This is a genomic window from Ideonella sp. (assembly GCF_036277275.1).
Lineage (GTDB): Bacteria > Pseudomonadota > Gammaproteobacteria > Burkholderiales > Burkholderiaceae_C > Ideonella.
Window position 1 is genome coordinate 1 of record NZ_DASUNH010000107.1, and the last position, 23,072, is coordinate 23,072.

Annotated in this window: 21 protein-coding genes; 8 read left to right on the forward strand and 13 right to left on the reverse strand. The window is 67.4% G+C overall.

Translation table 11 applies throughout. The features are described from left to right. Nucleotides 1-334: 334 nt before the first annotated feature. The 3 genes from VFY73_RS18380 to VFY73_RS18390 form a co-directional block, all read right to left on the reverse strand. Complete coding sequence (locus VFY73_RS18380) at nt 335-1,831, reverse strand: glycoside hydrolase family 30 protein (RefSeq protein WP_329721422.1); 1,497 nt, start codon at nt 1,829-1,831, stop codon at nt 335-337. Between the two features lie 198 nt (nt 1,832-2,029). After that, nucleotides 2,030-2,749 (reverse strand): hypothetical protein, encoded by a 720-nt coding sequence (locus VFY73_RS18385; protein ID WP_329721424.1) that lies wholly within the window; start codon nt 2,747-2,749, stop codon nt 2,030-2,032. A gap of 105 nt (nt 2,750-2,854) precedes the next feature. Continuing rightward, nucleotides 2,855-3,400 carry an isochorismatase family cysteine hydrolase gene (locus VFY73_RS18390; RefSeq protein WP_329721426.1) on the reverse strand — a complete coding sequence of 182 codons (546 nt, stop codon included), beginning with the start codon at nt 3,398-3,400 and terminating at the stop codon, nt 2,855-2,857. A 265-nt stretch (nt 3,401-3,665) separates the two neighbouring features. Between VFY73_RS18390 and VFY73_RS18395 the strand changes: the two genes are divergently transcribed. From VFY73_RS18395 to VFY73_RS18415, 5 genes are all read left to right on the forward strand, one after another. Continuing rightward, on the forward strand, nt 3,666-4,145 hold the full coding sequence (locus VFY73_RS18395; RefSeq protein WP_329721428.1) for a hemerythrin domain-containing protein: 480 nt from the start codon (nt 3,666-3,668) through the stop codon (nt 4,143-4,145). An 80-nt stretch (nt 4,146-4,225) separates the two neighbouring features. Next, entirely contained in the window at nt 4,226-4,813 is a 588-nt protein-coding gene (locus tag VFY73_RS18400) for a hypothetical protein (RefSeq protein WP_329721430.1), read from the forward strand. A gap of 58 nt (nt 4,814-4,871) precedes the next feature. Then, nucleotides 4,872-5,630: a sulfurtransferase gene (locus tag VFY73_RS18405; protein ID WP_329721432.1), complete on the forward strand. Its 759-nt coding sequence runs from the start codon at nt 4,872-4,874 to the stop codon at nt 5,628-5,630. Next, nucleotides 5,627-6,580, forward strand: coding sequence for an alpha/beta hydrolase (locus VFY73_RS18410; RefSeq protein WP_329721434.1), 954 nt, complete (start codon nt 5,627-5,629; stop codon nt 6,578-6,580). Before VFY73_RS18405 ends, VFY73_RS18410 begins: the two co-directional genes overlap by 4 nt. 158 nt (nt 6,581-6,738) lie before the next feature. After that, complete coding sequence (locus VFY73_RS18415) at nt 6,739-7,569, forward strand: substrate-binding periplasmic protein (protein ID WP_329721436.1); 831 nt, start codon at nt 6,739-6,741, stop codon at nt 7,567-7,569. 65 nt (nt 7,570-7,634) lie between these two features. Here VFY73_RS18415 and VFY73_RS18420 read toward each other — a convergent pair whose 3' ends face one another. Together VFY73_RS18420 and VFY73_RS18425 are read right to left on the reverse strand one after the other, a co-directional pair. Beyond that, on the reverse strand, nt 7,635-8,342 hold the full coding sequence (locus VFY73_RS18420) for a DUF599 domain-containing protein (protein ID WP_329721438.1): 708 nt from the start codon (nt 8,340-8,342) through the stop codon (nt 7,635-7,637). Nucleotides 8,343-8,368: 26 nt separating this feature from the next. Beyond that, nucleotides 8,369-9,079: a pirin family protein gene (locus VFY73_RS18425; RefSeq protein ID WP_329721440.1), complete on the reverse strand. Its 711-nt coding sequence runs from the start codon at nt 9,077-9,079 to the stop codon at nt 8,369-8,371. A 100-nt stretch (nt 9,080-9,179) separates the two neighbouring features. On the opposite strand from VFY73_RS18425, the gene VFY73_RS18430 reads away from it, so the two are divergent. Beyond that, nucleotides 9,180-10,178, forward strand: coding sequence for a LysR family transcriptional regulator (locus VFY73_RS18430; RefSeq protein WP_329721442.1), 999 nt, complete (start codon nt 9,180-9,182; stop codon nt 10,176-10,178). After that, nucleotides 10,175-11,113, forward strand: a complete 939-nt coding sequence (gene gluQRS, locus VFY73_RS18435) for a tRNA glutamyl-Q(34) synthetase GluQRS (RefSeq protein WP_329721444.1) — start codon at nt 10,175-10,177, stop codon at nt 11,111-11,113. Before VFY73_RS18430 ends, gluQRS begins: the two co-directional genes overlap by 4 nt. A gap of 662 nt (nt 11,114-11,775) precedes the next feature. Here the strand turns inward: gluQRS and VFY73_RS18440 are convergent. Both VFY73_RS18440 and VFY73_RS18445 read right to left on the reverse strand, forming a co-directional pair. Beyond that, nucleotides 11,776-12,615: a lipase family protein gene (locus tag VFY73_RS18440; protein WP_329721446.1), complete on the reverse strand. Its 840-nt coding sequence runs from the start codon at nt 12,613-12,615 to the stop codon at nt 11,776-11,778. After that, nucleotides 12,588-14,057, reverse strand: a complete 1,470-nt coding sequence (locus VFY73_RS18445; protein ID WP_329721448.1) for a hypothetical protein — start codon at nt 14,055-14,057, stop codon at nt 12,588-12,590. Before VFY73_RS18445 ends, VFY73_RS18440 begins: the two co-directional genes overlap by 28 nt. A gap of 480 nt (nt 14,058-14,537) precedes the next feature. On the opposite strand from VFY73_RS18445, the gene VFY73_RS18450 reads away from it, so the two are divergent. Then, nucleotides 14,538-15,155 carry a YdeI/OmpD-associated family protein gene (locus VFY73_RS18450; protein ID WP_329721450.1) on the forward strand — a complete coding sequence of 206 codons (618 nt, stop codon included), beginning with the start codon at nt 14,538-14,540 and terminating at the stop codon, nt 15,153-15,155. 31 nt (nt 15,156-15,186) lie between these two features. Here the strand turns inward: VFY73_RS18450 and VFY73_RS18455 are convergent, their stop codons facing one another. The 6 genes from VFY73_RS18455 to VFY73_RS18480 form a co-directional block, all read right to left on the reverse strand. Next, a complete protein-coding gene (locus VFY73_RS18455) occupies nt 15,187-16,671 on the reverse strand; it encodes a serine hydrolase (protein WP_329721452.1) in 1,485 nt (494 codons plus the stop codon). Nucleotides 16,672-16,784: 113 nt separating this feature from the next. Further along, a complete protein-coding gene (locus tag VFY73_RS18460; protein WP_329721454.1) occupies nt 16,785-17,990 on the reverse strand; it encodes an efflux RND transporter periplasmic adaptor subunit in 1,206 nt (401 codons plus the stop codon). A gap of 13 nt (nt 17,991-18,003) precedes the next feature. Next, entirely contained in the window at nt 18,004-20,364 is a 2,361-nt protein-coding gene (locus VFY73_RS18465) for an ABC transporter permease (RefSeq protein WP_329721456.1), read from the reverse strand. A gap of 4 nt (nt 20,365-20,368) precedes the next feature. Next, nucleotides 20,369-21,115, reverse strand: a complete 747-nt coding sequence (locus VFY73_RS18470; RefSeq protein WP_329721458.1) for an ABC transporter ATP-binding protein — start codon at nt 21,113-21,115, stop codon at nt 20,369-20,371. A 14-nt stretch (nt 21,116-21,129) separates the two neighbouring features. After that, a complete protein-coding gene (locus VFY73_RS18475) occupies nt 21,130-22,092 on the reverse strand; it encodes an FAD:protein FMN transferase (protein ID WP_329721460.1) in 963 nt (320 codons plus the stop codon). After that, the gene (locus VFY73_RS18480; RefSeq protein WP_329721462.1) at nt 22,089-23,060 is read right to left on the reverse strand and encodes an FMN-binding protein; all 972 of its coding nucleotides are present in this window, start codon (nt 23,058-23,060) and stop codon (nt 22,089-22,091) included. The genes VFY73_RS18475 and VFY73_RS18480 overlap by 4 nt, the downstream gene beginning before the upstream one ends. Between the last annotated feature and the right edge of the window lie 12 nt (nt 23,061-23,072).

Below are 23,072 nucleotides of genomic sequence, written 5' to 3' on the forward strand. Positions count from 1 at the left end.
CAGCCCTGCGCGCGCAGCGGCACGTGGATCACTCGATCACGACACTACGGCACCGGCTCAGCTACACCCTGATCGCACGCCTCGGGCAGTGCCCCTGCTGCGGCAGAGCAAGCGCAAAGCTACTCTTGTGACACAGTAAGACTAAGGATGGTCTGCACAAAGCAGGTCGCGATGTGCAGGTGCGCTGAAGAACACGGAATCTGAGGTTCGAGGTGCCCGAATCGGCTTCAGTCCGCCCACCTGCGCGCCGATTTGGCGAGCCTTGACCAAGCTTTTGCCGACTTCTGGCTCATCCGCGGTTTGACAGCCGTGCCTGGCGCGCGCCGCGCCGCACTCAGCCCGCAATCGTCTGGATCGCGTGGGCGGGGATCGTCAGCGTCACCTCGTTCGCGCCGATCTGCAGCCGGTAGTTCACCGCCGCATCGCCGCTGTTCATCACCACCACCGCCAATTGGCCACCCGCGGGCCCTTGCGGATTGACGAAGGCCGTGGTCTGCAGCGTGCTGCGGCTGCTGACCGCGCTGATGCGCTGGGCGCCGGGGCGGATGAACTTCGAGAAGTGGCCCAGGTAGGCGAAGCTGGGGGTGTAGGTCAGCTCGCCGGTCTTCGTGTCGGCATGCACCGGCGCGAAGCAGAAGTTGCCCACGTGGTTGGGCCCGCCGCGCTCGTCGAGCAGGATGTTCCAGTCCGTCCAGCCGACGGCGCCGGCGTTGAAGTCGGCAATGATCTGGCTGCCGTAGCGCTCGGCGTTGGGCCACCACTGCAGGCGGGCGGGGTCGAACCGCTCGACCGTCGCTTCGGTCAACAGCAGGTTGACCTTCGGGTAGGCCTGGTGCACGGCGGCCACGTTGCGATGCATCGGCTCGCCGCCGGCCCAGGTCTCGTACCAGTGAAAGCCCACGCCCCACACGTAAGGCGCGGCGTCCGGGTCGCCCAGGATCGTGTGGGCGCGGTGCGTGATCAGGTCGCGGTTGTGGTCCCAGACGATGATCTTGCGGTCGCCCAGGCCCTCGCGCTTCATCGTCGGGCCGAGGTGGTGCTTCAGGAAGTCGCGTTCTTCCTCGGCGCTGAAAATCATCGATTCCCAGGTCTGCTTGGCCATCGGCTCGTTCTGCACCGTGATGCCCCAGACGGGAATGCCCGCTTGCTCGTAGGCGCGGATGAACTTGGTGAAGTACAGCGCCCAGGCGCCGGCGTACTGCGGCAGCAGCTTGCCGCCTTGCAGCATGTTGGCGTTGTCCTTCATCCAGGCCGGGGCGCTCCAGGGGCTCGCGAACGTGGTGACCGCGCCGCCGCTGGCTGCCGCCGTCTTCAACGCGCGCTGCAGCAACGGGATGCGGTGGCGTCGATCCGGCGCGATGTCGAACGAGGCGAGGGTGGCGTCGCCATCTTTCACGTAGGTGTAGCTGGCGCTGCTGAAGTCCGAGCTGTGGATGGTCGTGCGCAGCAGCGAATAGCCCAGGCCCCGGGCCGGGTCGAAGTAGGCCTGCAGCAGCTCTTGCTGCTTCGCCGGCGAGAGCTTGGCAAAGACCTCGGCCGAGGCGTCGGTGACGGCGCCGCCGATGCCCAGCAGCGTCTGGAAGCGCAGCGCCGGGTTGACGAAGACCGACACATCGCCTTCGGGCGGCTGGGCCCCGGTTCCCGTCGAGACGGTGGCGGTCAACGCCAGGCGTTCAGGCGAGCCTTGGGCGGTGGTGTAGACCTGGAAGGTGCGGGGCGAGGTGGTGGGCGTGGGCATGGGCGAAGCGGTATCCGCCGCATGCACCGGGCCGGCTGCCAGCAGCCAGCAGGTGGACAGGGCGAGAGCCAGTGCGGACGAATGAGCGGTCATGGGGCGACGGAATGAGGGGGCGGACAAGGGGCTGGCCGGCACGGCGGCCAGCCGACAAGCCCATCGGACGCCGGATTCTCGCCCAGAATGGAACCGGTTCCGTTTTCGGGCTTTCCCGTGCTCTTGCCGCTTGGGCCCGAAGGCCGGGTGGGGCCACCCGTGCACACCGCGGCTGACCAGCGCCGCGGCCCTGGGGTGTCAGGCCAGCGAACCGGCCAGGTCGCGCAAGGTCTGGTTGGGATGGTCGTCGATCTCGGAGCCGTGCGACACCAGGATGCGTGACAGCGGGTCGATGCGTGACCAGCTCATCAACTGCTCGCGCAGTGCCGCCTTGTCGTCGACCATCATGATCTTGACCGGTGCCGGGATGTGCGGTTCGTCGCCGGCGAAGCCCATCATCCGCAGGAACCAGCCGCCGAACCCCTTCGCATCGCGGATGTTGCCGACGATGTCGTTCAGCACCAGCGTCGTGCCCTGGCTGCCTTTGACGACCAGCGCCGCCTCGTGGCCATGGGTGCCGGGCACGGTCACGAACTGCACCGTCGGGTCGCCGAAGTCGGGGGTCGTGGTGTCGACGCGAAGAATCTCTTCGACCTTCTCGCGTGCGCCCTCCGGCGCGACGACCTGCATGGCCGGGTAGCGGTCTTTCCAGATCTTGGCGTCGAGCCGATGGTGATCATTCGGCACGACGAGGAAGGCCGGCGTGCCGAAGCGCTCCAGCGCGAGCATCTCGTCTTCGTCCAGCGCGATGGCGCTGAAGATCACCAACCGACCATCCTGCAGGCGTGCCACGGTCATGCGCCGGGGCAGGTGGGCCAACGGCATGTTCAGCTCGCCCACCACGGTGAGCAGGTTGTCGTCGACCGACGTCAGCTTGCCGTGCGGCAGGACTTTCCATTCTTGAAACGGCTGGGTCATGGGGGGCTCCTTTGCAGTCTCCTGTGAAAAAGGGGGCGGTGTCTGCCACAACGGCAGTGCCGCCGCGCCAGCATTCGACATGCCCGGGCTTGGGTGTTCAGGCGATCACAGGCGACGTCGGCTGGTCGAGCGCCGGATGTCGGCCTTCAGCACCCGCTTCACATACTGCAGCGCGTCGTGTTTCGCCTGCTCCGATTCGGACGCTGTGCAATCCGCCGGTATCCAGAGCTTGTAGCCACGCAGGCTGGCATCCATCGCACTGAGCTGGATGCAGATGTCGGCGGCCAGGCCGGTGATCACCAGTGATCGCGTGTGCATCTGGGTCAGCATCAGGTCCAGCGGCGTGCCGAAGAACGCCGAGTGGCGCGGCTTGAGAATGGCCAGGTCGCGGTCGCGTGGCGCGAGGGCCCGTGCGATCTCGCCGGACGCGCCGGATGAGGCCTCGCACATCGCGCGGATGTCGTGAAACTCAGAACGCCAGATGCCGTAGTTGTCGTTGGCGTAGATCGAGACCGCGCCGTCCTGCTCGAGCCTCGACTTGAGCCGGGCCGTGGCCAGCGCGGCCTTGATGGCCCCGGGCGCCAGCTTGTCCGCACCGGGGAAATCGAGCGGGTTGATGAAGTCGACCAGCAGCAGAACTGTCGGGCTCATCGGCAGCGCAGCGCCTGACCCGCTGCCGATGGCGCTTTTTGGCCGCCGCGGCGCCCCGACCCGAAGGGGAAGGGCGCGGGCTCGACCCTGGCTGGCAGTCTTCATGGATCTCTTTCAGGGCTTGCAGCACGGCGCTGACCGGCCCGTTGGAGCAACGCACATGCCACGCCGGGGCAGCCCCGCGGCTCGCCGGCACAGTGTTTGCCGTTGTCACGGCGGGCCGTGCATTCGCCGTCCTGCAACCGCAATACAAGGCAGATCAATCATGGAATCCAAGAAGACGACCCGACGTTCGACCGGCGGTACCGACGCCACCACCCTTCTGCGGGCCGATCACAAACTGGTCAGTGAGCTGTTCGAGCAGTTCGAAAAGAGCCGCTCGCCCGAGAAGAAGCGAGCCTTGGTGGAACAGATCTGTCTCGAGCTGACGATTCATGCGCAGGTCGAGGAAGAGATCTTCTACCCCGCGGTCAAGGCCGCGCTGAATGACTCGGAGCTGGTGCCGGAGGCCCGCGTCGAGCATGAGTCGCTGAAGGCGCTGATCGCGCAGCTCGAAGGCGCAGAGCCCGGCGGCGAAGACTACGACGCACGCGTGAAGGTGCTGTCCGAGTACGTCAAGCATCACGTCAAGGAGGAGCAGACAGAAATGTTCACCAAGGCCAAGGCCTCCTCCAAGCTCGACCTGAAGGCCTTGGGCCAGGCGCTGCTGCAGCGCAAGGAAGAGTTGAAAGCCCAGCATGCCTGAATGGCGCCGCGTGGGCGAGCTCCCGGCGATCGCCGGTCGCCCACGCAGCACGAGCGCTGCTGCCTGAATCGAGAGCCGTCATGAACACCTCGCAGTCCATTGCCCTGATACGCCATGCCGAGAAGCCCACCGACAACGGTGTGCTGCGAGGGGTCGACGAGACCGGGCGCGAGGACCAGGACGACCTGTCGGTGCGAGGCTGGCAACGCGCCGGTGCCTTGGCGCTGTTTTTCTGGGACCACCGGCGCGCACATGCCGATCAAGAGCGCCCGTGCCATCTGCTGGCGCCCGAGCCCAGCCGTGCCCATCCCAGCAGGCGTGGCATCAGCACGCTGCTGCCGCTGGCGGGACACTGCGGCGTTGGCATAGCGACGCCGTACCCGGTCGGAGGCGAGCAGAGCCTGGCACGGTACCTGAAGACCCTGAGCGGCTTTTCTGTCGTGGCGTGGGAGCACAAGCGCCTGCCGGCGTTGGCGGCCCAGATCGTCGGGCCGGACGTGGCGCTGCCGGCGAGCTGGCCGGACGACCGCTTCGACCTGGTCTGGCTGCTGGCCGCCGACGGCAAGGGCCGGTGGCGGTTCATGCAGCTGCCGCAGCTTCTGCTGGGCGGCGACAGCCCCACCGTGCTGGCACTGGCGCCGGCGACGGACCTGGCCCAGGCGGTGTAGCTGGCCTGACGAGTCGGCGCCGGCCGGCGCGCAGTGGGCGGACACCTAGAATCCGCCGATGACGGCTGCCGTGCTCAATGTTTCCGCCTATCGCTTCGTCGCGCTGGACGCGCTCGAAGCGCGCCGCCAACGCCTGTACGACGATGCGCTGGCCGCCGGCCTGAAGGGCACCGTGCTGCTGGCCGAAGAGGGCATCAACCTGTTTCTGGCGGGCCCGGAGGCGGCCGTGCGCGGCTGGCTGGCTGGCCTGCGACGAGATCCACCCTTCGCCGGGCTGGACGCCAAGGAGAGCTGGAGCGAGACCACGCCGTTCCAGCGCCTGAAGGTCAAGATCAAGCGCGAGATCATCCGCATGAACATGCCGGCCGTGCAGCCGGCCGCCGGCCGCGCGCCTTCGGTGTCGCCGTCCACGCTGGCACGCTGGCTCGACGCCGGCCATGACGACGAGGGCCGGCCGGTCGTGATGCTGGACACCCGCAACGGCTTCGAGGTCGACGCTGGCGCTTTTGACGGCGCGCTCGACTGGCGGCTGCACCGCTTTTCCGACTTTCCCGCCGCACTGGCCGCTCATCGCGAAGCGCTGGCCGGCAAGACGGTGATCAGCTACTGCACCGGCGGTATCCGCTGCGAGAAGGCGGCCTTGGTGATGCAGGCCATGGGCGTCGAGCACGGTTACCAGCTGGAAGGCGGCATCCTGCGCTATTTCGAGCAGACCCAGGGCGCCCCGCACTGGCACGGCCGCTGTTTCGTCTTCGACGAGCGCGAAGAGCTGGCGACCGATCTCCACCCCAACCCCCACCACGAGATCGCCGCATGAAGATGCTGCTCTGGCGCGCCTTCGGCGTGATGCTGATGTTGACCGCGCTGGCGGTGCCGCTGGCCCGCGCCCCTGACCGGCCGGTCGAGACGCTGGTGGCGCGCTGGGCACCGGCGCCATCGGACTTCATCGAGGTCAAGGGCCAGATGGTCCACCTGCGCGACGAAGGCCCGCGCAACGACCAGGCGCCAATCGTGCTGATCCACGGCACTTCGGCCAGCCTGCACACCTGGGAGGGCTGGGTTGCGGCGCTGAAGTCCCAGCGGCGCGTCATCAGCTTCGATTTGCCGGGCTTTGGCCTGACCGGGCCCTTCACCGGCGAATACGCCCACGACGACTACCGTGGCGACACGCTGGCCCGCTTCACGCTCGACCTGCTGGACCGACTGCACGTGCAACGCGTGGTGCTGGCCGGTAATTCGCTCGGCGGCGAGGTGGCTTGGCGCGTGGCTTCGCTGGCGCCGGCGCGGGTCGAAAAGCTGGTGCTGGTCGATTCGGCCGGGTACGACTTCGTGCCCGAGGACATGCCGGTGGGCTTCCGCATCGCGCGGCTGCCGGTCATCAGCGCATTGAGCGAATGGTTCTTGCCGCGCGGCATGGTCGAGGCCAGCGTGCAAAACGTCTATGGCGAACCGGCCAAGGTCACCTCCTCGCTGGTCGACCGCTATTTCGAGCTGACGCTGCGCGAAGGCAACCGCCATGCGCTGCGCATGCGCATGCAGCAGCTGGAGATGGGCCAGGACGCCTCGCGCATTCCGGCGATCAAGCAGCCGACCCTGATCCTCTGGGGTGGCCGCGACCGCCTGATTCCACCGCCCAACGGCCAACGGTTCGCGCGCGACATCGGCGGCAGCCGGTTGGTGGTCTTCCCGGAGTTGGGCCATGTGCCGCACGAGGAAGACCCGGCCCGCACCGTGGCGGTGGTCAAGGATTTCTTGAGTTCCAAGTGAATCCGCTGGCAGGCGCGCATCTTCAGGTGAACCCGGTTGTCAGCCCGTTGCGTCCGGTGCAGCATGCACGGATGCATCGGAGGGACCGCCTGCCGCAGAGTGGGCGCGGATGCCAGGCTGCAACGGCAGGCGCAGCAACGCGGCGGGGGATTCGCGCGGTGCTCGCCGGCATTGCCGCCTGGGCCGCGCTCGGCTTGGCCATGGCCAGGGGGCCGACACCTCCGCCGGCGGCACCCTGCCCGGACCGACCGCTGTCGGTCGCCTTCTACGAGTTTGGCGCGCTGTACAGCGCCGCCGGCTCGGAGACCACCGGTGGCCTGCTCGGCACCGGCATCGACATCGACTTCGTCCGCGAGCTGCAGCGGCGCAGCGGTTGCCGCTTCGAGGGGGTCACGATGACCCGGGCGCGAATCTGGTCCGAGCTCGAAGCCGGCCGGCTCGACATGGCGACCTCGGGCATTTCGACGCCCGAGCGCGAAAAGCTCTACGCCTTTGCCCCGTACATCCAGCTGAAGCACCACGTCTGGATGCTGGCCACGCACGCGCCGGTGCGCGGCGGCCTGGCCGAGTTCATGGCCACGCCGACCCTGCGCTGGGGCGCCGTCCGCAGCTACAAGCACACGCCCACCTACGACGCGGTGCTCGAACAGGCGCGCAGCCGCGGCCGCCTCGTCGAGGCAACCGACGATGGCGCCTTGCTGCGCCTGTTGGCCGAGGGCACGGTGGACGCGATCATCGGCCACTCCGTCGTGATTCGCCGCTATGCCGCGGAGCACCCGCGCAAGCCGAAGCTGGTGGCGCTGGACTGGGCGCCGCAGCAATCGGTCGTGCCCGAAGGCATGGTGCTGTCGCGCGCCCGTTTCAGCGAGGCGGAGCTGGCCTACTGGCGCCATCTCGTGCGTGACGTGGTGCGCGATGGCACCTTCGCGCGCATCGCCCGCCGGCACGTGGCCGAAGACGAAGTGGCGGATCTGGTGCCTCGAGAGTAGGGCGCCGGGCGGCTGCGCCCTGGGCCTCGCACTCTCTGCGAAGACGACCCCCGATGGCGGCAGGGTCAGCCCTGCGTCAACGCCGCCAGCACCTCGGAACGGAATTCGCGCCGGTACAGCACGCCGACGACGAAGGCGGTGGCGCCGAGGCAGACCCACGGCGAGAAGAACCAGCCGATCGCGGCGAAGGCCATGTAGTAGGCACGCAGGCCGTCGTTGAAGGTCTCGGCGGCCAGGCCCATCACGCCGCCCGCCCGCGCGGCGAATGCTTCGCGCTCGGCCTCCGTCCACGGCGCGTTGAATTCGGGGGCCGACGCCACCAGCAGGGCGCCGAAGGTGTACTGTCGCAGGCTCCAGGTGAAGCGGAAGAAGGCATAGACGAAGATCGCGGTCAGCAACGCCACCTTCAGGTCGAACACCAGCACCGAGGTGCGGGCAGCGAACGGGATCTCGCGCACGATCTCGGCCGCCTTGTCGGTGGTGCCCAGCACCGCCAGCAGGCCGCCGATGATCAGGATCGTCGTCGAGGCAAAGAACGACGGGCTGGTCGACAGGTTCTGCACCGTCACGCCGTCGACCACGCGGTTCTCGCGCATCGTCGTCTGCAGCATCCACTGCTTGCGTATGCGGTTGGTGGCGGCGAGGATCGACGGCTGGGTTTCCGCATGGCGCCTGGCGAACTGCGCATAGCCCGCCCAGGCCGCGAACAGGCAGATGACGGCCAGCCAGTCGATGGCCGGCAACACGCTCAGCGCGGTCAGGGTGAGATTCATGCGTGCGACTGTAGCGGCGCCGGGGCTCAGCCCAGGCGCGCCAAGTCGAACACCAGCACGTCGGCGCCGCGCCCTTGCGAGAGTGTCAGCCGGGTCTCACCGTCGAGCAGCACACCGTCGCCGGCGGCCAGCGGGTGGGCGCCGTTCAGCGTGATCTCGCCCTGCGCCACATGCACATAGGCCAGGCGCTTCGGATCCAGCGCCAACTCGGCCGCTTCGTCGCCGTCGAACAGCCCGGCGCGGATGGTGGCGTCGGCGTTCAGCGTCACGGCGCCGTCGCGGCCGTCGGGCGCCGCCACCAGGCACAATCGGCCGCGCTTGTCGGCCTGGCTGAAGGCCTTCTGCTCGTAGCCGGGGGCGAGGCCCGCCTGGGCCGGCAGCAGCCAGATCTGCAGGAAATGGGTGCTCCGGCCTTCAGCGTGGTTGAACTCGCTGTGCCGAACGCCGGTGCCCGCGGTCATGCGCTGCACCTCACCGGGGCGTATGGCGGCGCCGGTGCCCAGGCTGTCCTTGTGCGCCAGCTCGCCTTCCAGCACATAGCTGACGATCTCCATGTCGCGGTGGGCATGGGTGCCGAAGCCGGTGCCGGGGGCGATGCGGTCGTCATTGATGACGCGCAGGTTGCCCACGCCCATGTGAGCCGGGTCGTAGTAGTCGGCGAACGAGAAGGTGTGAAAACTCTTGAGCCAGCCGTGGTCGGCCACGCCGCGGTCTTCGGCCTTGCGTACGGTGATCATCGAAGGACCTCCAATCTGTGTATGGGTCCAATGTAGGCAGCAGCTTGGTGCTGGGGGCCGCGGTGGCTCGAATCGACCTTTCAAATAAGATGAAGTCGATATGGATCGCAGAAGCGCATTGACCCCCGACGCCCTGGCGATGATGGACACCATCGCGCGCACCGGCAGCTTTGCCGCCGCCGCGCGCGAGCTGGGCAAGGTGCCCTCGGCGCTGACCTACAGCGTGCGCCAGCTCGAAGACGCGCTGGATGTGCTGCTGTTCGACCGGCGTTCACGCCAGGCGCAGCTGACCGCCGCCGGCGAAGAGCTGCTGAACGAAGGACGCCGCCTGCTGGCCGAGATGGATGCGGTGGCACAACGGGTGCGGCGTGTGTCCACCGGCTGGGAAACCGAGCTGACGATCGCCGTCGACGACGTGTTGTCGCGCCTGACGCTGCTGGAGCTGTGCGAGGCGTTCTACGCCCTGCGCCCGAGCGGCCCGAACGAGCCCGGTCCGGGCACCCGGTTGCGCCTGCGCACCGAGGTGCTGGCCGGCACCTGGGAGGCGCTGGTCTCGGGCCAGGCGGACCTGGCGCTGGGCGTGCCGGCCGACATGCCGGCGCCGCCCGGCATCGAGATGAAGCCGTTGGGCGCGATGCCGTTCGTCTTCGCGATGGCGCCGCATCACCCGCTCGCGGGACTGCCCGAGCCGATCGGCGACGACGAGATCGTGCGCCACCGCGCGGTGGCGGTAGCCGATTCGGCGATGCGCATGGCGCGGATGACGGTGAATCTGCTGCCTGGGCAGGACGTGCTGACCGTGTCGAGCATGCAGGCCAAGATCGAGGCGCAGCTGCGTTGCCTGGGCTGCGGCTTCGTGCCCGAGGTGTTGGTGCGCGAGCATGTTCGCCACGGCCGGCTGGTGACCAAGCAGGTCAAGCGGCAGCGGCGCGTGGGCGGCATGGCCTATGCGTGGCGCAGCGCCGCGGTGCCGCAGCCGAAAAAGGCGCCGCAGGGCCTGGCCCTGCAGTGGTGGCTGGAGCAACTGGCCAGCCCCGCCACGCGCCAGGCGCTGCTCGAACGCCACACGCCACAACACGGCTTGCGTGGCTGCGAATGAGCAGGCAGCCGCCGCCAGCGCCGGCGCGCTATGTCGGCCGCTTTGCCCCGTCACCGACCGGCCCGTTGCACGCCGGCTCGCTGGTGGCGGCGCTCGCCAGTTGGCTGGATGCCCGCGCCCAGCGAGGGCAGTGGCTGGTGCGCATCGAAGACGTGGACACGCCGCGTTGCCTGCCGGGTGCCGACCACCTCATCCTGCAGCAGTTGGCGGCTTGCGGGCTGCTGCCGGATGAGACGCCGATCTGGCAATCGGCCCGCGGTGACCGCTATGAAGCGGCACTGCAACGCCTGCTGGCCGCCGGCCAGGCGTACCCCTGTGCCTGCAGCCGCAAGCAGATCGACGCGGCGTTGGCGGCAGCGGGCGTCCAGCACGAGCGCCACGGCGAGCGCGTCTACCCCGGCACCTGCCGCCACGGGCTGCACGGCCGCCCGGCGCGCGCCTGGCGCCTGCGCACCGATGCGCCCGATGGGGGCGACCGCTGGATCGATTGGACGGACCGCCGATTGGGACCACAGCGGCAGAACGTGACCGTCGAGGTCGGAGACTTCGTGCTGAAACGCGCCGACGGCCCGTGGGCCTACCAGCTCGCGGTGGTGGTCGACGATGCCGAGCAGCGCGTCAGCCACATCGTGCGTGGTGAAGACCTGGCCGACAACACCCCGCGCCAGATCCTCCTGCAGCACCTGCTGGGCCTGCCGACACCGGTGTACCTGCACACGCCGCTGGTGCTGGCCGCGGACGGGCAGAAGCTGTCGAAACAGAACGGCGCGCAGGCACTCGATCTCTCCGATCCGTTCGCCACGTTGCGGGCGGCGGGCGAGGCGCTTGGCCTGCCGGCGCACCTCACCACCGCGGGCCGGGCCGAATGGCTGGCGGCCGCGGTGGCAGCCTGGCGGCGAGACTGGCCGCTGGCTCTTGCCGGCCGATTCTCTTGACGAGAACCATCCTGCAAAAGGGGCCGGGCCTTCGCGCGTCTGTACGAGCCGATCCTGCAACGTCGGCTGCAGCAACAGAGTTCATCATCGCCCGCTTTCAAGACAATGGCGTTGTCGATTGCCCTGGTGCTCGCTCGTTGGGCGACTGCGTTCCGTTTTTTCCGAGTTCAGCGAGTTGACGGACTTCCCTCGATGGCATTCCGCCGGCCGTGGCCAAGGGAAGCTGACCTTCGACCGGGCCAGCGCGCGATGTCCAGCTGACGGCGGGGTCGGTGACCCAACTGAACCGGCCAGATGCCGACGTTGATGTTGGCCGGTCGAACAGCAGGAAGACTGGGTGCGGCGCTCAACTTTGGGTCGCTGACTGGTGCCGTCCGAGATTTTCAGCCAATGTGCTACGCCGACCAATTGAATTCGCCCTCGGAACTTGACGTTCGCTGAGCAGGCAACCGCCCCGAGACGACGCCGAGCGAACGGCTGTATTCGACGGTCGCAGACTGGAGCCGCCGACCCAGAAGCGACACCCACTGCCGGAAATCGTGCGCCGCGAAGCCGCCGCCCGCACGAAATATCGCTGAACTCAGGGGGCAGCAGACACATGCCACCATGTGCTCCCGCAGCGCCCGTATTCGAGCAAACGGTGGCAGGTGTCTCGGGGCCGACTACTTCAGGTAGCAACTGACCGAGAGCTTCAGTTCTTTCGCCAGACGCTGAAGCGCCGAATCAGTACTGCACGAAAGCAACCCTTGAGCAATTAGATCGCTTCGGTGTGAATCGTTAAACGAGTATTCGAATCGAGTTTCAATCACCTGTTCGGGGTCAACCTTTTCAAGAAACTTGGGGTACCATTTTCTAATCTTTTGGAGTATGTCGCCATCCTGAAATACTGCGATCCGATTCGCTCGTTTCTTATTGTCTTCTAATCCATCGAAAATCCGCGGTGAGGTATTAAAAACAACAGCATCAACACCTTCCCAAAAGGATACAGAAAGGGCGAGCCCTCCGCCCAGCGAATGACCGGTGACACTCACCTTCCTGTCCGGATGGTCGCAAATATAGTCCCTGACATGCTTCTTGGCGCTTTTATATGGGATTGAAATCCCGAGCATCAAGTTTCCATTTACCCAATCCACCCGCTCTTGAGTGCCCTTAAATGCAAAGATCGTCTTGTTGGAGTTCGAGTCCTCCCAGATATCGAACTGCAGATTTGAAACAAGCCTGCCGACAAGCGTCTTCGGTTGATAGGAGTTTTGATCCCTTGGCACTATCTCGCCTTGCTCATCAACTTTTCTCCACCCAAGCATTTCCAATGGGAAATAGAGCTTCTCATGATCGTTAGCGTAGGCATTCGATGCCATCATTGAATAAATTGCAAGATCATCGGCGTCAGCTCTGGTTAGCATCCCGCCAGCGCGTGATTGTGGGTGCGCGACAGACGAAAGGGCGGCGACAAACATGATTGCGACCGCTTTCATCATTTTGAAATCAAGGCCAATCTGCATGTCAAGGCTCCCATGCTGTGCTGCTCGAACATCGAAAAAAGTACACGCCGCCAGTTGGTGCGCTTGAAATCTACCTCTTGGCACCAACTAACCGGATCGCCAGAATTGCCCCAATGAGATCCCGAAATGCATGGGGCGACCGCAGTCAAGAACTCACCGCGCTCAAACAGAAAGAACATGTCGGCGCCCCTCTCATCGGTGGCTGGATATGCGCTTTTCTCGACTGTGCACTCGTTTTCCGCGTGTCGCCTCAGGCATTTCTCGTACATGATCCTCGGTCGATCGTCAACTTTGACGACCGTTCGTGATCCGTCGACAGGACTCGGATTGAATCCGACGACACGATTGATTTCCGGCACCTCGTAATAGACATACTTGGCGAGACCCGCGCCCAACGAATGTCCCACTGCGGTGATGTCCGGAAAGATTGCATTGAAGTCGTTCAGATTCTTCAGGCTGTTGGCGCCGCCGCTGTGGCCATTCGTCTTTCCCAGCCAGATCGCCAACTCCTGAATCCGAATCTGCTCGACGATTTGTTGCGCACTGACCCTCGCCTGCTGATACTGGTCCCACACGAGAGGAAGCAGTGCCGTAATCAAGCGGAAGTCAGAGAACCAGCCCCCGGCGTCCGCGGTGCCTCGAAACACGATCGCATACTCCTTGCGAGAGCCGGCGGACACACATGGAGCGTGCTTGGGATCGCAGCCCGAACCGACTGTGGGTTGCCGGCTGGCACTGCCGCGACTCCACACTTCAATGCCTAGCCCGGGCACGAAGAGCCGCCAATCTCGGCTCAATGCGTAGCGCTCAATTTGGACCTCTTCCTGCCAGCCCGCAAGCTTGAGGTCATCAATGAACGGCAGAACGGGTCGATTCGTCTCGTCAGCGTCGCAATCCGCGATATTCTTGGGCCAAGGCGAGGCTGCCAATTGCGCTGTGTCCGTCGCTTTCGCTTCGTTGCTCTGCTGCGGATCCCTGCCGACGGATTTCGTCGACGGGAGGTTCAGCAGCGTCGGCGAGCAGGCTGGCGACAAGCCAACAGCGTCGTCTGTCCCATGGCGCGCATCCGAAAGCGACAGGCCGCGGCTGATGCAATAGGTCGATATTTCGTCTAGGGTTTCCCTCTGGCTTTCGTTGCTGTCTCGCCCAAGCCCGCCTTTTTCCGCCAAGCGGCCGAGGAACCGGCGACATTCGCTGCTGTCGGGTTCCGCGCATTTCGAAAGGTTGGTCGGTACGTCGGTCCCGTAAACGCTCGCTGCAAGGACCGCGTAGGGCAGGTAGGCCCGCGCAAGACTCGATTGCTGTTGCTGTGAGATGGACCTCCGGGTCGCGTCGGGTGCGAACTCCCGCAAGACACCACAGCCCGAAAGCGTGCACGCGAGGAGCAAACCGACACCAATGCAGTCATACCTAAGCTGCGTCTGTTCTGTTTGCACGCTCATAGGACCTCCCCACTGTCGTGCCGCAGAGGCAGAGCCTAGTCCGGCCTCCACGCGTCGCGTTGATTTCGCTCAATGATCGCAGCGGCGCCAGTTCTGCATATGCGCCGCGCGACCGCTAACCATCAGGAAGCGATACCAGGCGGCAACCGCGCCGTACCACCCGCAGCGCCACGGCAACCCGCTCTGGCAGCCAGCTCTGGCAGCGCGATAGGCATCGAGAAGATCCGCGGGCGCATCGGCACCCTGAGGCGAAGCCAAGGCCCTTGCCTGGGTACAGCTCCCCCGGGTTTGCGCACGCGTCAGCCTGTTTGATGAACCCGATGACCTGTTCCTCGGTGTACCTGCTCTTGCGGATTGCGCTTCCTCTTTTGGTTGCGCGATCGCGTCACCCAGCTTGCCTGCGCCTCGGCATCCGGCGGCGATGCCAGCGACGGAGGCCCGTCCTGTGGTCGCTGGCGCTCTTGCGGCACACTCCATGCGATGCCCGCCGCCAAATCCGCCATCCAACTCGACTCTGCCCCGGCCTTGTTCAAGAGCCCAAAGGCTTTCGAGATCTGGTTGAAGAAGAATCACGCCACCTCCGATGGCCTCTGGCTCAAGATCGCCAAGCGGGGCGCCAAAGAACCCAGCGTCACCTACCCCGAGGCGGTGGAGATTGCGCTCTGTTGGGGCTGGATCGACGGCCAGAAGAAGGGCCTCGACGACCAGCACTTTCTCCAGCGCTTCACGCCGCGGCGCGCGCGCAGCATCTGGTCGAAGATCAACGTCGACAAGGTCGCGGCGCTCATCGAGGCGGGCCGCATGCAGGCGCCGGGCTTCGCGCAGATCGAGGCCGCCAAGGCCGACGGACGCTGGGCGCAGGCCTACGACGGAGCGCGTACGTCCGCGGTGCCCGAGGACCTGATGGCGGCGCTGGACGCCGAGCCGAGGGCCAAGGCCTTCTTTGCAACGATCAACGCGGCCAATCGCTACGCGGTACTGTGGCGCATACAGACGGCCGTGAAGGCCGAGACGCGCGCCAGGCGCATCGCCCAGCTGGTGCAGATGCTGGCGCGCGGCGAGACCATCCACGCCTTGAAGACCCGTGCCAAGGCCTGACTGCGAGGGCACGGCTCCTTGCCGCCGCGGCTCAAGGTCGGGCTCGGCCGTTGAGCGCCAGCTCGGGCACCAGGCCCGAGCGTTCGCGCGCCCAGCCGCGCAGCTGGTCGTTCGCGAAGTCCAGTTCGGCCGTCACATGGTTGATGCGTGCGATCGTGTCGACCTCGATGGAGAAACGCTCCGGCGTGAGCCAGCGACCCCGTCCGGCCACGGGCTCGTCCGAGGTCGGATCGATGGCGACACGATAGCGACCGTCCAGGCCGATCGGGACGATCATCTCCGTGTGGCTCAGCTGGAGCCGCACATGCGCCTGCGTCGGGCTGAGGAAGTGCAGCTGCAGGGCACGCAGGCCGAGCGCGTTTTCTGCCAGCAGGTAGGTCCTGCCGCTGACCGTCGCGGCCAGCGGTGGCAGCGGCGGCGGTGACGCTGTGGCCCGCGGCGCCGCAGGTTGGGCGGCCGCCCGCACCCGCGCAGCCAGTCGCTGCTGGCCTGCTGGATTGGGCGGCAGCGCTGCGTTGCTCTTGAGGGCGCGAAGCAGGTGGGGTGCAAGCCGATCGACGTCCAGGCCGCCGCCGGTGATCACGACCACGAGGTCCTTGGTCGGCCAGACCACCAGCCGCTGTCCGCCGCGGCCAGCTGCCTGGTACAGCCCGGGCAGGTTGTTGGGCAACCACCAGCCGAAGCCGTAGCCGTCGATCGGCGATGCATCGACTTGTCGCCGCGTGGCTTCGGCGATCCACGCGCGCGGCACGATCTGCCGCCCGGCCCACTCGCCCTGGCGCAAGAACAGGTGGCCGATGCGCAGCAGATCGGTCGGGCGCATCTGCAGATCACCGGCCCCCTGGTTGATGCCCTGCGGATCGCGCGGCCACCGCCAATTGGTGATGCCGATCGGGCCGAACAGCGCCTCGCGCGCGAAGGCCTCCGTGCTCAGGCCGGTGGTCCTTGCGATCAGCGCCGACAGCATGTGAAAGCCCGGACTGCAGTACTCGAAGCGCGTGCCGGGCGCCGCACGCATCGGCAGCGCCAGCGCGTAGCCTACCCAGTCGGGCGACGCGGCCATCGCCAGCATCTCGCGCTCGTAGGGCACCGGACCACAGGCCAGACCGCTCGACGTGGTGAGCAGGTCGCGCACCCGAATCTGCAGTGCGCGGGCGTCCGGCGGCGGGCTATCCGTCAGCAGTGGAACCACCGGAACCTCCAGCCCGGCGATCGAGCCGCGCTCCAGCGCCAGACCCACCAACGTCGTGGTGATCGACTTAGTTACCGACGCGACGTCGTGGCGCGCCTCGGCCTCGAAGGGGTGGAAATAGGCATCGAGCACCAGGTGCCCGTAGCGCACGATCTGCAGGCTGTGGATCGGCAGGTGCTCGGCCTCCACGGCATCAAAGAGCTCGACCAGGGCCTGCGAATCGAGGCCCTGGGCTTCGGGCGCGGAGGTGCGCCAGACCCGGCCCGGGTAGTAGCCGTCGTTGGTCCGCAGTGGCACGTCGTCCGGCGGCGTGGCGGGTGACACCGGCGGTCGCGCGCAGCCAGCGGTCAGCGCGCACAGCAGCACGCATCGCCCAAGCAGCCTCAGCGGTACTCGCGTCACCCGAGCTGCGAAGCGGCTGTGGGCAGGTCGGTTCGTCACTGCGGCCCCCGCACGACCTTCACGCGCACCCCGTCGGCCACGCTGTCGCTCGGGTAGACGACCACGCGTGCGCCAGGCGCCACCCCGTCTTCGATCCAGGCATCGCTGGCTGCGCGCCCGCCGACCTTGACGTGTTGCTTCGCCGCGCGGCCGTCGTGCACGGCGTACACCGCCCATTGGTTGCCATCGCGGAACAGCGCGGCAACCGGCATCGTGATGGCGTTCGCGTGCTCGAAGATGACGATGCGCGCGTCGATGCGGAACTGGTCACCGAGACCACGCCACTGCTCGGACGGCGAGGCGATGTCGACGATCACGTTGACGCGCTGTTCCTCGACGCCGAGCGCCGAGACCTTGGTGAAGGCCGCAGGTTCGACGCGCCGCACCCGCCCGGCCAACCGCGGGCCCGGCCCGGCATCGACGTCGACGCGCGCGCCGGGGGCGATGCGCCGGCCGTCGCTGGACAGCACGTCGATCACGATCTCCAGCTGGGTCGGGTCGCCGATCTCCAGCAGCGGGGTGCCCACGCCGACCACGGTTTCGCTTTCCTGCAGCACGCGCAGCGCCTGGCCGTCGACGGGGGATTCGATCGGCCAGGTGGTGCCGGGGCGGTGTGCGCCGGCCCCTTCGCGCGCGCGCATCAGCGCCGCGCGTGCCTGGGCCAGGTCGTGTGCCGCGCCTATCTCGGCAAAGCGCGTGGCTTCCAGATCCCTGTCCTGCACGCGCGCCGCCAGTTGCGCCTGGTCAAGTGCCGCCGGGGCGACGAAGCCGTCGTCCTGCAACCGCTTCTGCCGCGCCACGTCGGTCTTCGCCTGGTCGAGCGCGGCCTCGGCGCGCGCCACCCTGGCGCGCGCCTGCGCCAAGGCGGCTTCGGCAGCGCCGACACGCTCGCTCAGCTCACGGGCCGTGCGCCCATCGAGCATCGCCGGCGCGCCGGGGGACAACTCGGCCACGGCCGAGCCTGCCTGCACCAGGTCACCGGCCTTGACGCGCACGCGCGCCAACCGGCCGGCCACCGGCGCCGAGACGACGTAGCGCTCGCGCACCCGCGTCTTGCCGTCCTCGTCGATGGTCTGCTCGAACAGGCTGCGGCGCACTTCGGCGGTTTCGACCGGTACCGGCTGCGGCCGGAAGGCCCAAATGAAGATCGCGGCCAAGCCGGCAGTGCCCAAGGCGGCCGAAATCCAAAGCTTGCGGGTCATGACGATCTCCAGCTCACTCGCGCGTCTTCAGCACGCTGACCAGGTCGAGCTCGTCGACACGGCGCCGCACGATCAGAGCGCTGGCGACGCCGGCGACCAGCACGACCAGGCAGGCGAACGCATAGGTGCGTGGTGCGACCACCAGGGGCAGGTGTATCTCGGTCACCGTCGACAAGCTCACGATGCCCCAGGCCAGGCCGTAGCCCATCAGGCAACCCAGCGGCAAGGCGAGCAGCAGCTCGGCACCGAGCTCGCCCAGCAAGAGCGCAGAGACTTCTCCGCGTGTGGCCCCCAGAACGCGCAGGCTCGCCAGGTCCCAGGCGCGCTCGGCAAGTGCGATGCGGGCGTTGTTGTAGACCACGCCCAGCGCGATCGCCGCGCCCAGGACCCCGCACACCGAGCTGAAGAACAGCACGTTGCGCGCGTTGTTCTCGCGCACGAAACGTATCACCGGGCCGATTTCCATCGTCGCGGCAACCCGCGGCATGTTCTTCAACTGCCGCAGCACGGTTTCGCGCTGCGAGGCGTCGATCAACAGCCGCGCACCCGACATCGCCTGCCCTTCGCCGAGCAACCGGTCGAGGCCATCGCGGTTCATGGCGGCCGCCAGCCGTGTCAGCTCGAAGCTGAATCCCGTCACGGGAAGATCGGCCTGCGCACGGGAGCCCTGCAGGATCTCGATGTGGACCTCGTCACCCAGGGCGATCCCCAGCCGGTCGGCAAGCCGGTCGTTCAGCACGATGCCGGAGGTGGGCAACGGTGCGCGCCGAAGGCGCTGGTCGAGCATCGGCCGCATCTGCGAGTCGCTCTCGATGCCGCTGAGCGTGGTGCGGTAGCTGCGCAGCCCATGCGTCAAGCGCACCGGCACATCGCGGGTGGCTTCGGCGCGCAGCACGCCGGCCATCTGCCTGAAGTCATAGAGCGCGGCACTCGACGTCGGTTCGGCCAGCGCCACGAGCACGTCCTGCCGGTCGCGCATGCGAATCTCGACTTCCAGCAGGTAGTCCACCGAATCCCGCCACCAGGTGCCGGCCACCATGACGCCCACGGCGCTGGCGATGCCGACGGTGGTAAGCAGCGCGCGCAGCGGCCGGCGTTCGATGTCGCGTACAACCATGCGAACCGACGGCGAGAGCAGCCGGCCCAGCCCGATGCGCTCGCCCAGCGTCGCACCGAAGCTAGGCGGGGCGGGCGGCCGCATGGCCTGCGCCGGCGGCAGCCGCACCACGCGCAGCAAGGCGCCCAGCACGGCCAACGCCGCGGCAGCCAGCGCCAGCGCCAGCGCCGATAGCCAGATCCACGGCAGCAGGCGGTACTCAAAGTCGGGCATGCGGAAGAAGCGGGCGTACATCTGCGCCACCGAATCGCCGAAGTAGGCGCCGCCGGCGATGCCCAGCGGTGCACCGATCAGCGCGATGAAGAGCGCGAACTTCAGGTAGTGGCGTCCGATCTGCGCGTCGTCGCGGCCAAGCGCCTTGAGCGCGGCGATCTGGCCGCGTTGGGTGCCGATCAGGCGGGTCAGGGCCACGTTGAGCAGGAACATCGCCACGCCCATCACGATCACCGGCAGCGTCGTGCCATAGACCTTCCACTGCGCGATCTCCTGCGTCAGCATGCGGTGCGAGGGCTGGTCCGCGCGGACGAACGCGCCGGTGAAACCGTAGCGGTCCAGGCGACGGTCGAGCTCGGCGATCACCGCCGGCTCCGAGGCGCCACGCTCCAGCCGCACGGCCAGGCTGTTGAACGCGCCTTCCATGTTGAACGCGGCTGCCAGGCGCTGGCGGGCGACCCAGAAGATGCCGAAGCTGCGCTCGTCGCCGAAGCCGCCGCGGCTGGGGAAGATGTACTCCGGCGACGCGACCACGCCGATGACCTGCAAGGACTCGCGTTTGCCGTTGAGCAGCGCGATGATGCGGTCGCCCGGGCCGATGCCATGCACGCTGGCGAAGGCCTCGTTGACCAGGGCCTGGTTCGAGTCGGGCGCATCGATCCAGGCGCCGCGCGTCAGCGTCAGCCGGTTGATGCGCGGCAGGCCATGCTCGGGTAGCGCGATCATGCGGCCGGTAAGCGCCTCCACCACGCCTGGCTGGTCGAGCTGCACGTCGAAAGACACGGTGGCTTCGACCTCGGTGATCCCCGGGATGCGAAGCAACGGATCGACCAGGCTCACCGGGGCGCGCTTACCCACGGCGAAGACATGCGCGAAGCGCGCGCGCTCGTAGTGCGAGGCCTGCAGCCAGCGCAGCGAGTCGTACGCCGACAGCGAGCCGACGTAGCCGACGATGCCCGCGGCCACCACCAGCGCCACGGCCAGCACCTGCGCGCGCAGTTGCCACAGGTCGCGCAGCAGTTTGCGGTCAAGCATGTTCAGCATGACGTCACCACGAAATCTGCTCCGGCCGCAACTTGGACGGGTTGCGTTCCACCGAGGCGATGCGCCCGTCGGCCATGCGCATGACGCGGTCGGCGATCTGCGCGATCGGCGCGTTGTGCGTGATCACCGCGGCGGTGGTGCCCAGTTCGGTATTGATCCGCACGATCGCATCGAGGACGATCTTGCCCGTGGCGAAGTCCAGCGCGCCGGTCGGTTCGTCGCACAGCAGCACGTCCGGGCGTTTGGCGATGGCGCGCGCGATGGCCACGCGTTGCTGCTCGCCGCCCGACATCTGCGACGGATAGTGGTGGAGGCGGTCGGCCAGACCCACCAGCGCCAGGGCCTCGTCGGGGCGCATCGGACGGTCGGACATCTCGGTCACCAGCGTGACGTTCTCGACCGCGGTGAGCGACGGGATCAGGTTGTAGAACTGGAACACGAAGCCGACATGCTGGCGGCGATAGCGGGTCAGTTCAGCCTCGCTGGCGTGCGTGAGGTCATGGTCGCGAAAGGTCGCGGACCCGCCGGTGGGCGTATCCAGGCCGCCCAGGATGTTCAGCAGCGTCGACTTGCCGCAGCCCGACGGCCCGAGCAGCACCACGAACTCCGACGCGAAAATCTCGAGATCGACCCCGCGCAGCGCGTGCACCTGCACCTCGCCCATCGTGTAGATCTTGGTGAGGCCCCGCGCGACAAAGATCGGTCCATCGGCCGAAGGATCGGGGCGCGGCGCTGAAGGGGCTGCGTGCATGGAACGCACCGGCGCTATGCGAGCCAAGTCGCTCGACCTTGCTTGTCGACGAGCCAGACGCGTTGCACTGCGCGCCTCGCCAGGGCAAGGCGCGCCAGCCTGTCCCCGCCGACCATGATGGCCGTTGACCATGCGTCGGCCTGGGTCGCAGTGGCCGCGACCACGCTGACGGCGCTGAGCGCGGTCGGCGACCAGCCGCTGTTTGGGTCGAAGATATGGTGGTGGCGCCGGTCCGCGCTGAAGTGGCTCGGGCCGTCAGCAGATGTGGCGACGCAGGCGTCCAGCGAAATGAGCTCTTCGCGGCCGTGGTGCGGAACCTGCAAGGCCACCGACCATGGTTCCCCGGCGGGCGCTCGCCCGATGCTCGCGAGTTCTCCCGCGTCGACGAGCCCGGCCACAGCTCCCACAGCGCGCATCGCTTCACAGGCACGATCGGCGGCGAAGCCCTGCGCAATGCCATTGAGCGTGACAGCCATGCCTGCACGCGCCAGTCTCGATTCGGCTTCATTCACCTGCAGGCCGCGCCAGCCCACCAGCGATCGCACCGCGGCCACATCGTCCTCGGACGGCAGACCGCCATGGCCGGCATGACGCTGAAACAGCTGCCACAACGGCTGCACCGTCACGTCGAATGCGCCGCCGCTGCTCGCGGCATGCGCCTGCGCCTGGCGCAGCACGGTCACGGTCCACGGATCGGGCCGGACGAGCCGGCCGTGGCGGTTGAGGCGGCTGATCTCGCTGCCGGCGTCGTACAGGCTCATCAACCGCTCGACACGATGGATCGCGCTCAGCGCGGCTGCGCAGGCGGTCTCGGCAGTCCGGCCATCGGCTGCAATCGCCCGCACGCGCACGGTGGTCCCGAACGCGAACGAGCTTTGCGAACGCGGCGTCTGCTGGCTGGCCAACGTGTCGCGTGCGCCGAGCGCGAAGGCGCCGAAACCCAGGCACAGCGCGCGGCGCTTGATTGCATCGCTCACGGCGGAGCCTCCCGTCGAGGCGCGTGTTGCAGGGCATCGGACACGGCGCGCAGCAGCGCCTTGCTGGTGGTGGTGGCGCCTGAAATCGCATCGACGTCGTTGTGTGCCCGCCCCGCGAGCTTGTCGATCGAAAGCGCTGCCAGGCGTGCGTAGTCGCTGTCGCGTGTCGACAGCACTTCGACGCGCTCGATGCGTCCCGCGGCTACGCGGACGCGCACCCGGTAGACGAAGCCGGCTTGCGTGTCCTGCCCCTCATAGCTTCCGTCGCGCAGAGCACCCACATCCACGGCGGTGACCGGCGGCTGGCGGTAGCCTTCGAGTTGCACGTTCTGCACCCACAGGTTGCCGCCAACCGCCACCACGACCAGTGCTGCGATGCCGAGCGCCACTGCGCGCGGCCACTGACGGAGCGCCGGCCGCGGGCCCCAGGGTTTGAAGACCGAGATGGCAACGATGCCGACGAGCACGGCCGCCTGCAAGGCACTGGCGAGCATCACGGCCTGGGCGTGCGCCGCATACGCGGCCTGGCCCGACACTTCTCCCGACATCGCGTCCGACAAGGCCGACATGGCGCTGACATGAGGTGCCACCCACAGCGGCAGCGCCAAGCCGAGTCCGGCCAGCAGGATCCACTTCAGCGACACCCACCACAGGCGAAAGGCCCCCCAAGTCGTGAACAGCGAGAACAACAACCCGGTGAGGATGAAGCCGTAGCTGGCGTTGACGATCAGCGTGTCGTGAACCAGCAGCACCGCGCGGTCGAGCCCGGGGCGCCATGCCGCGACGGGGTGTGCCTGCTGCGCGCCGACGAGCAGCATCGTGACAGCCAGCGCGCCCAGCCAGACGCAGGTCAAGGTGATGTGAAGGGCCAGCAGGATGCGCCGCGCGCGCTTTCCCAGCGCCCAGCCGGAAACAGTCTCTGCAGGAGCGTCACCGGTCACCCCACTGGTGTTCGCCGAGTCGATCATCGGACCAGACTG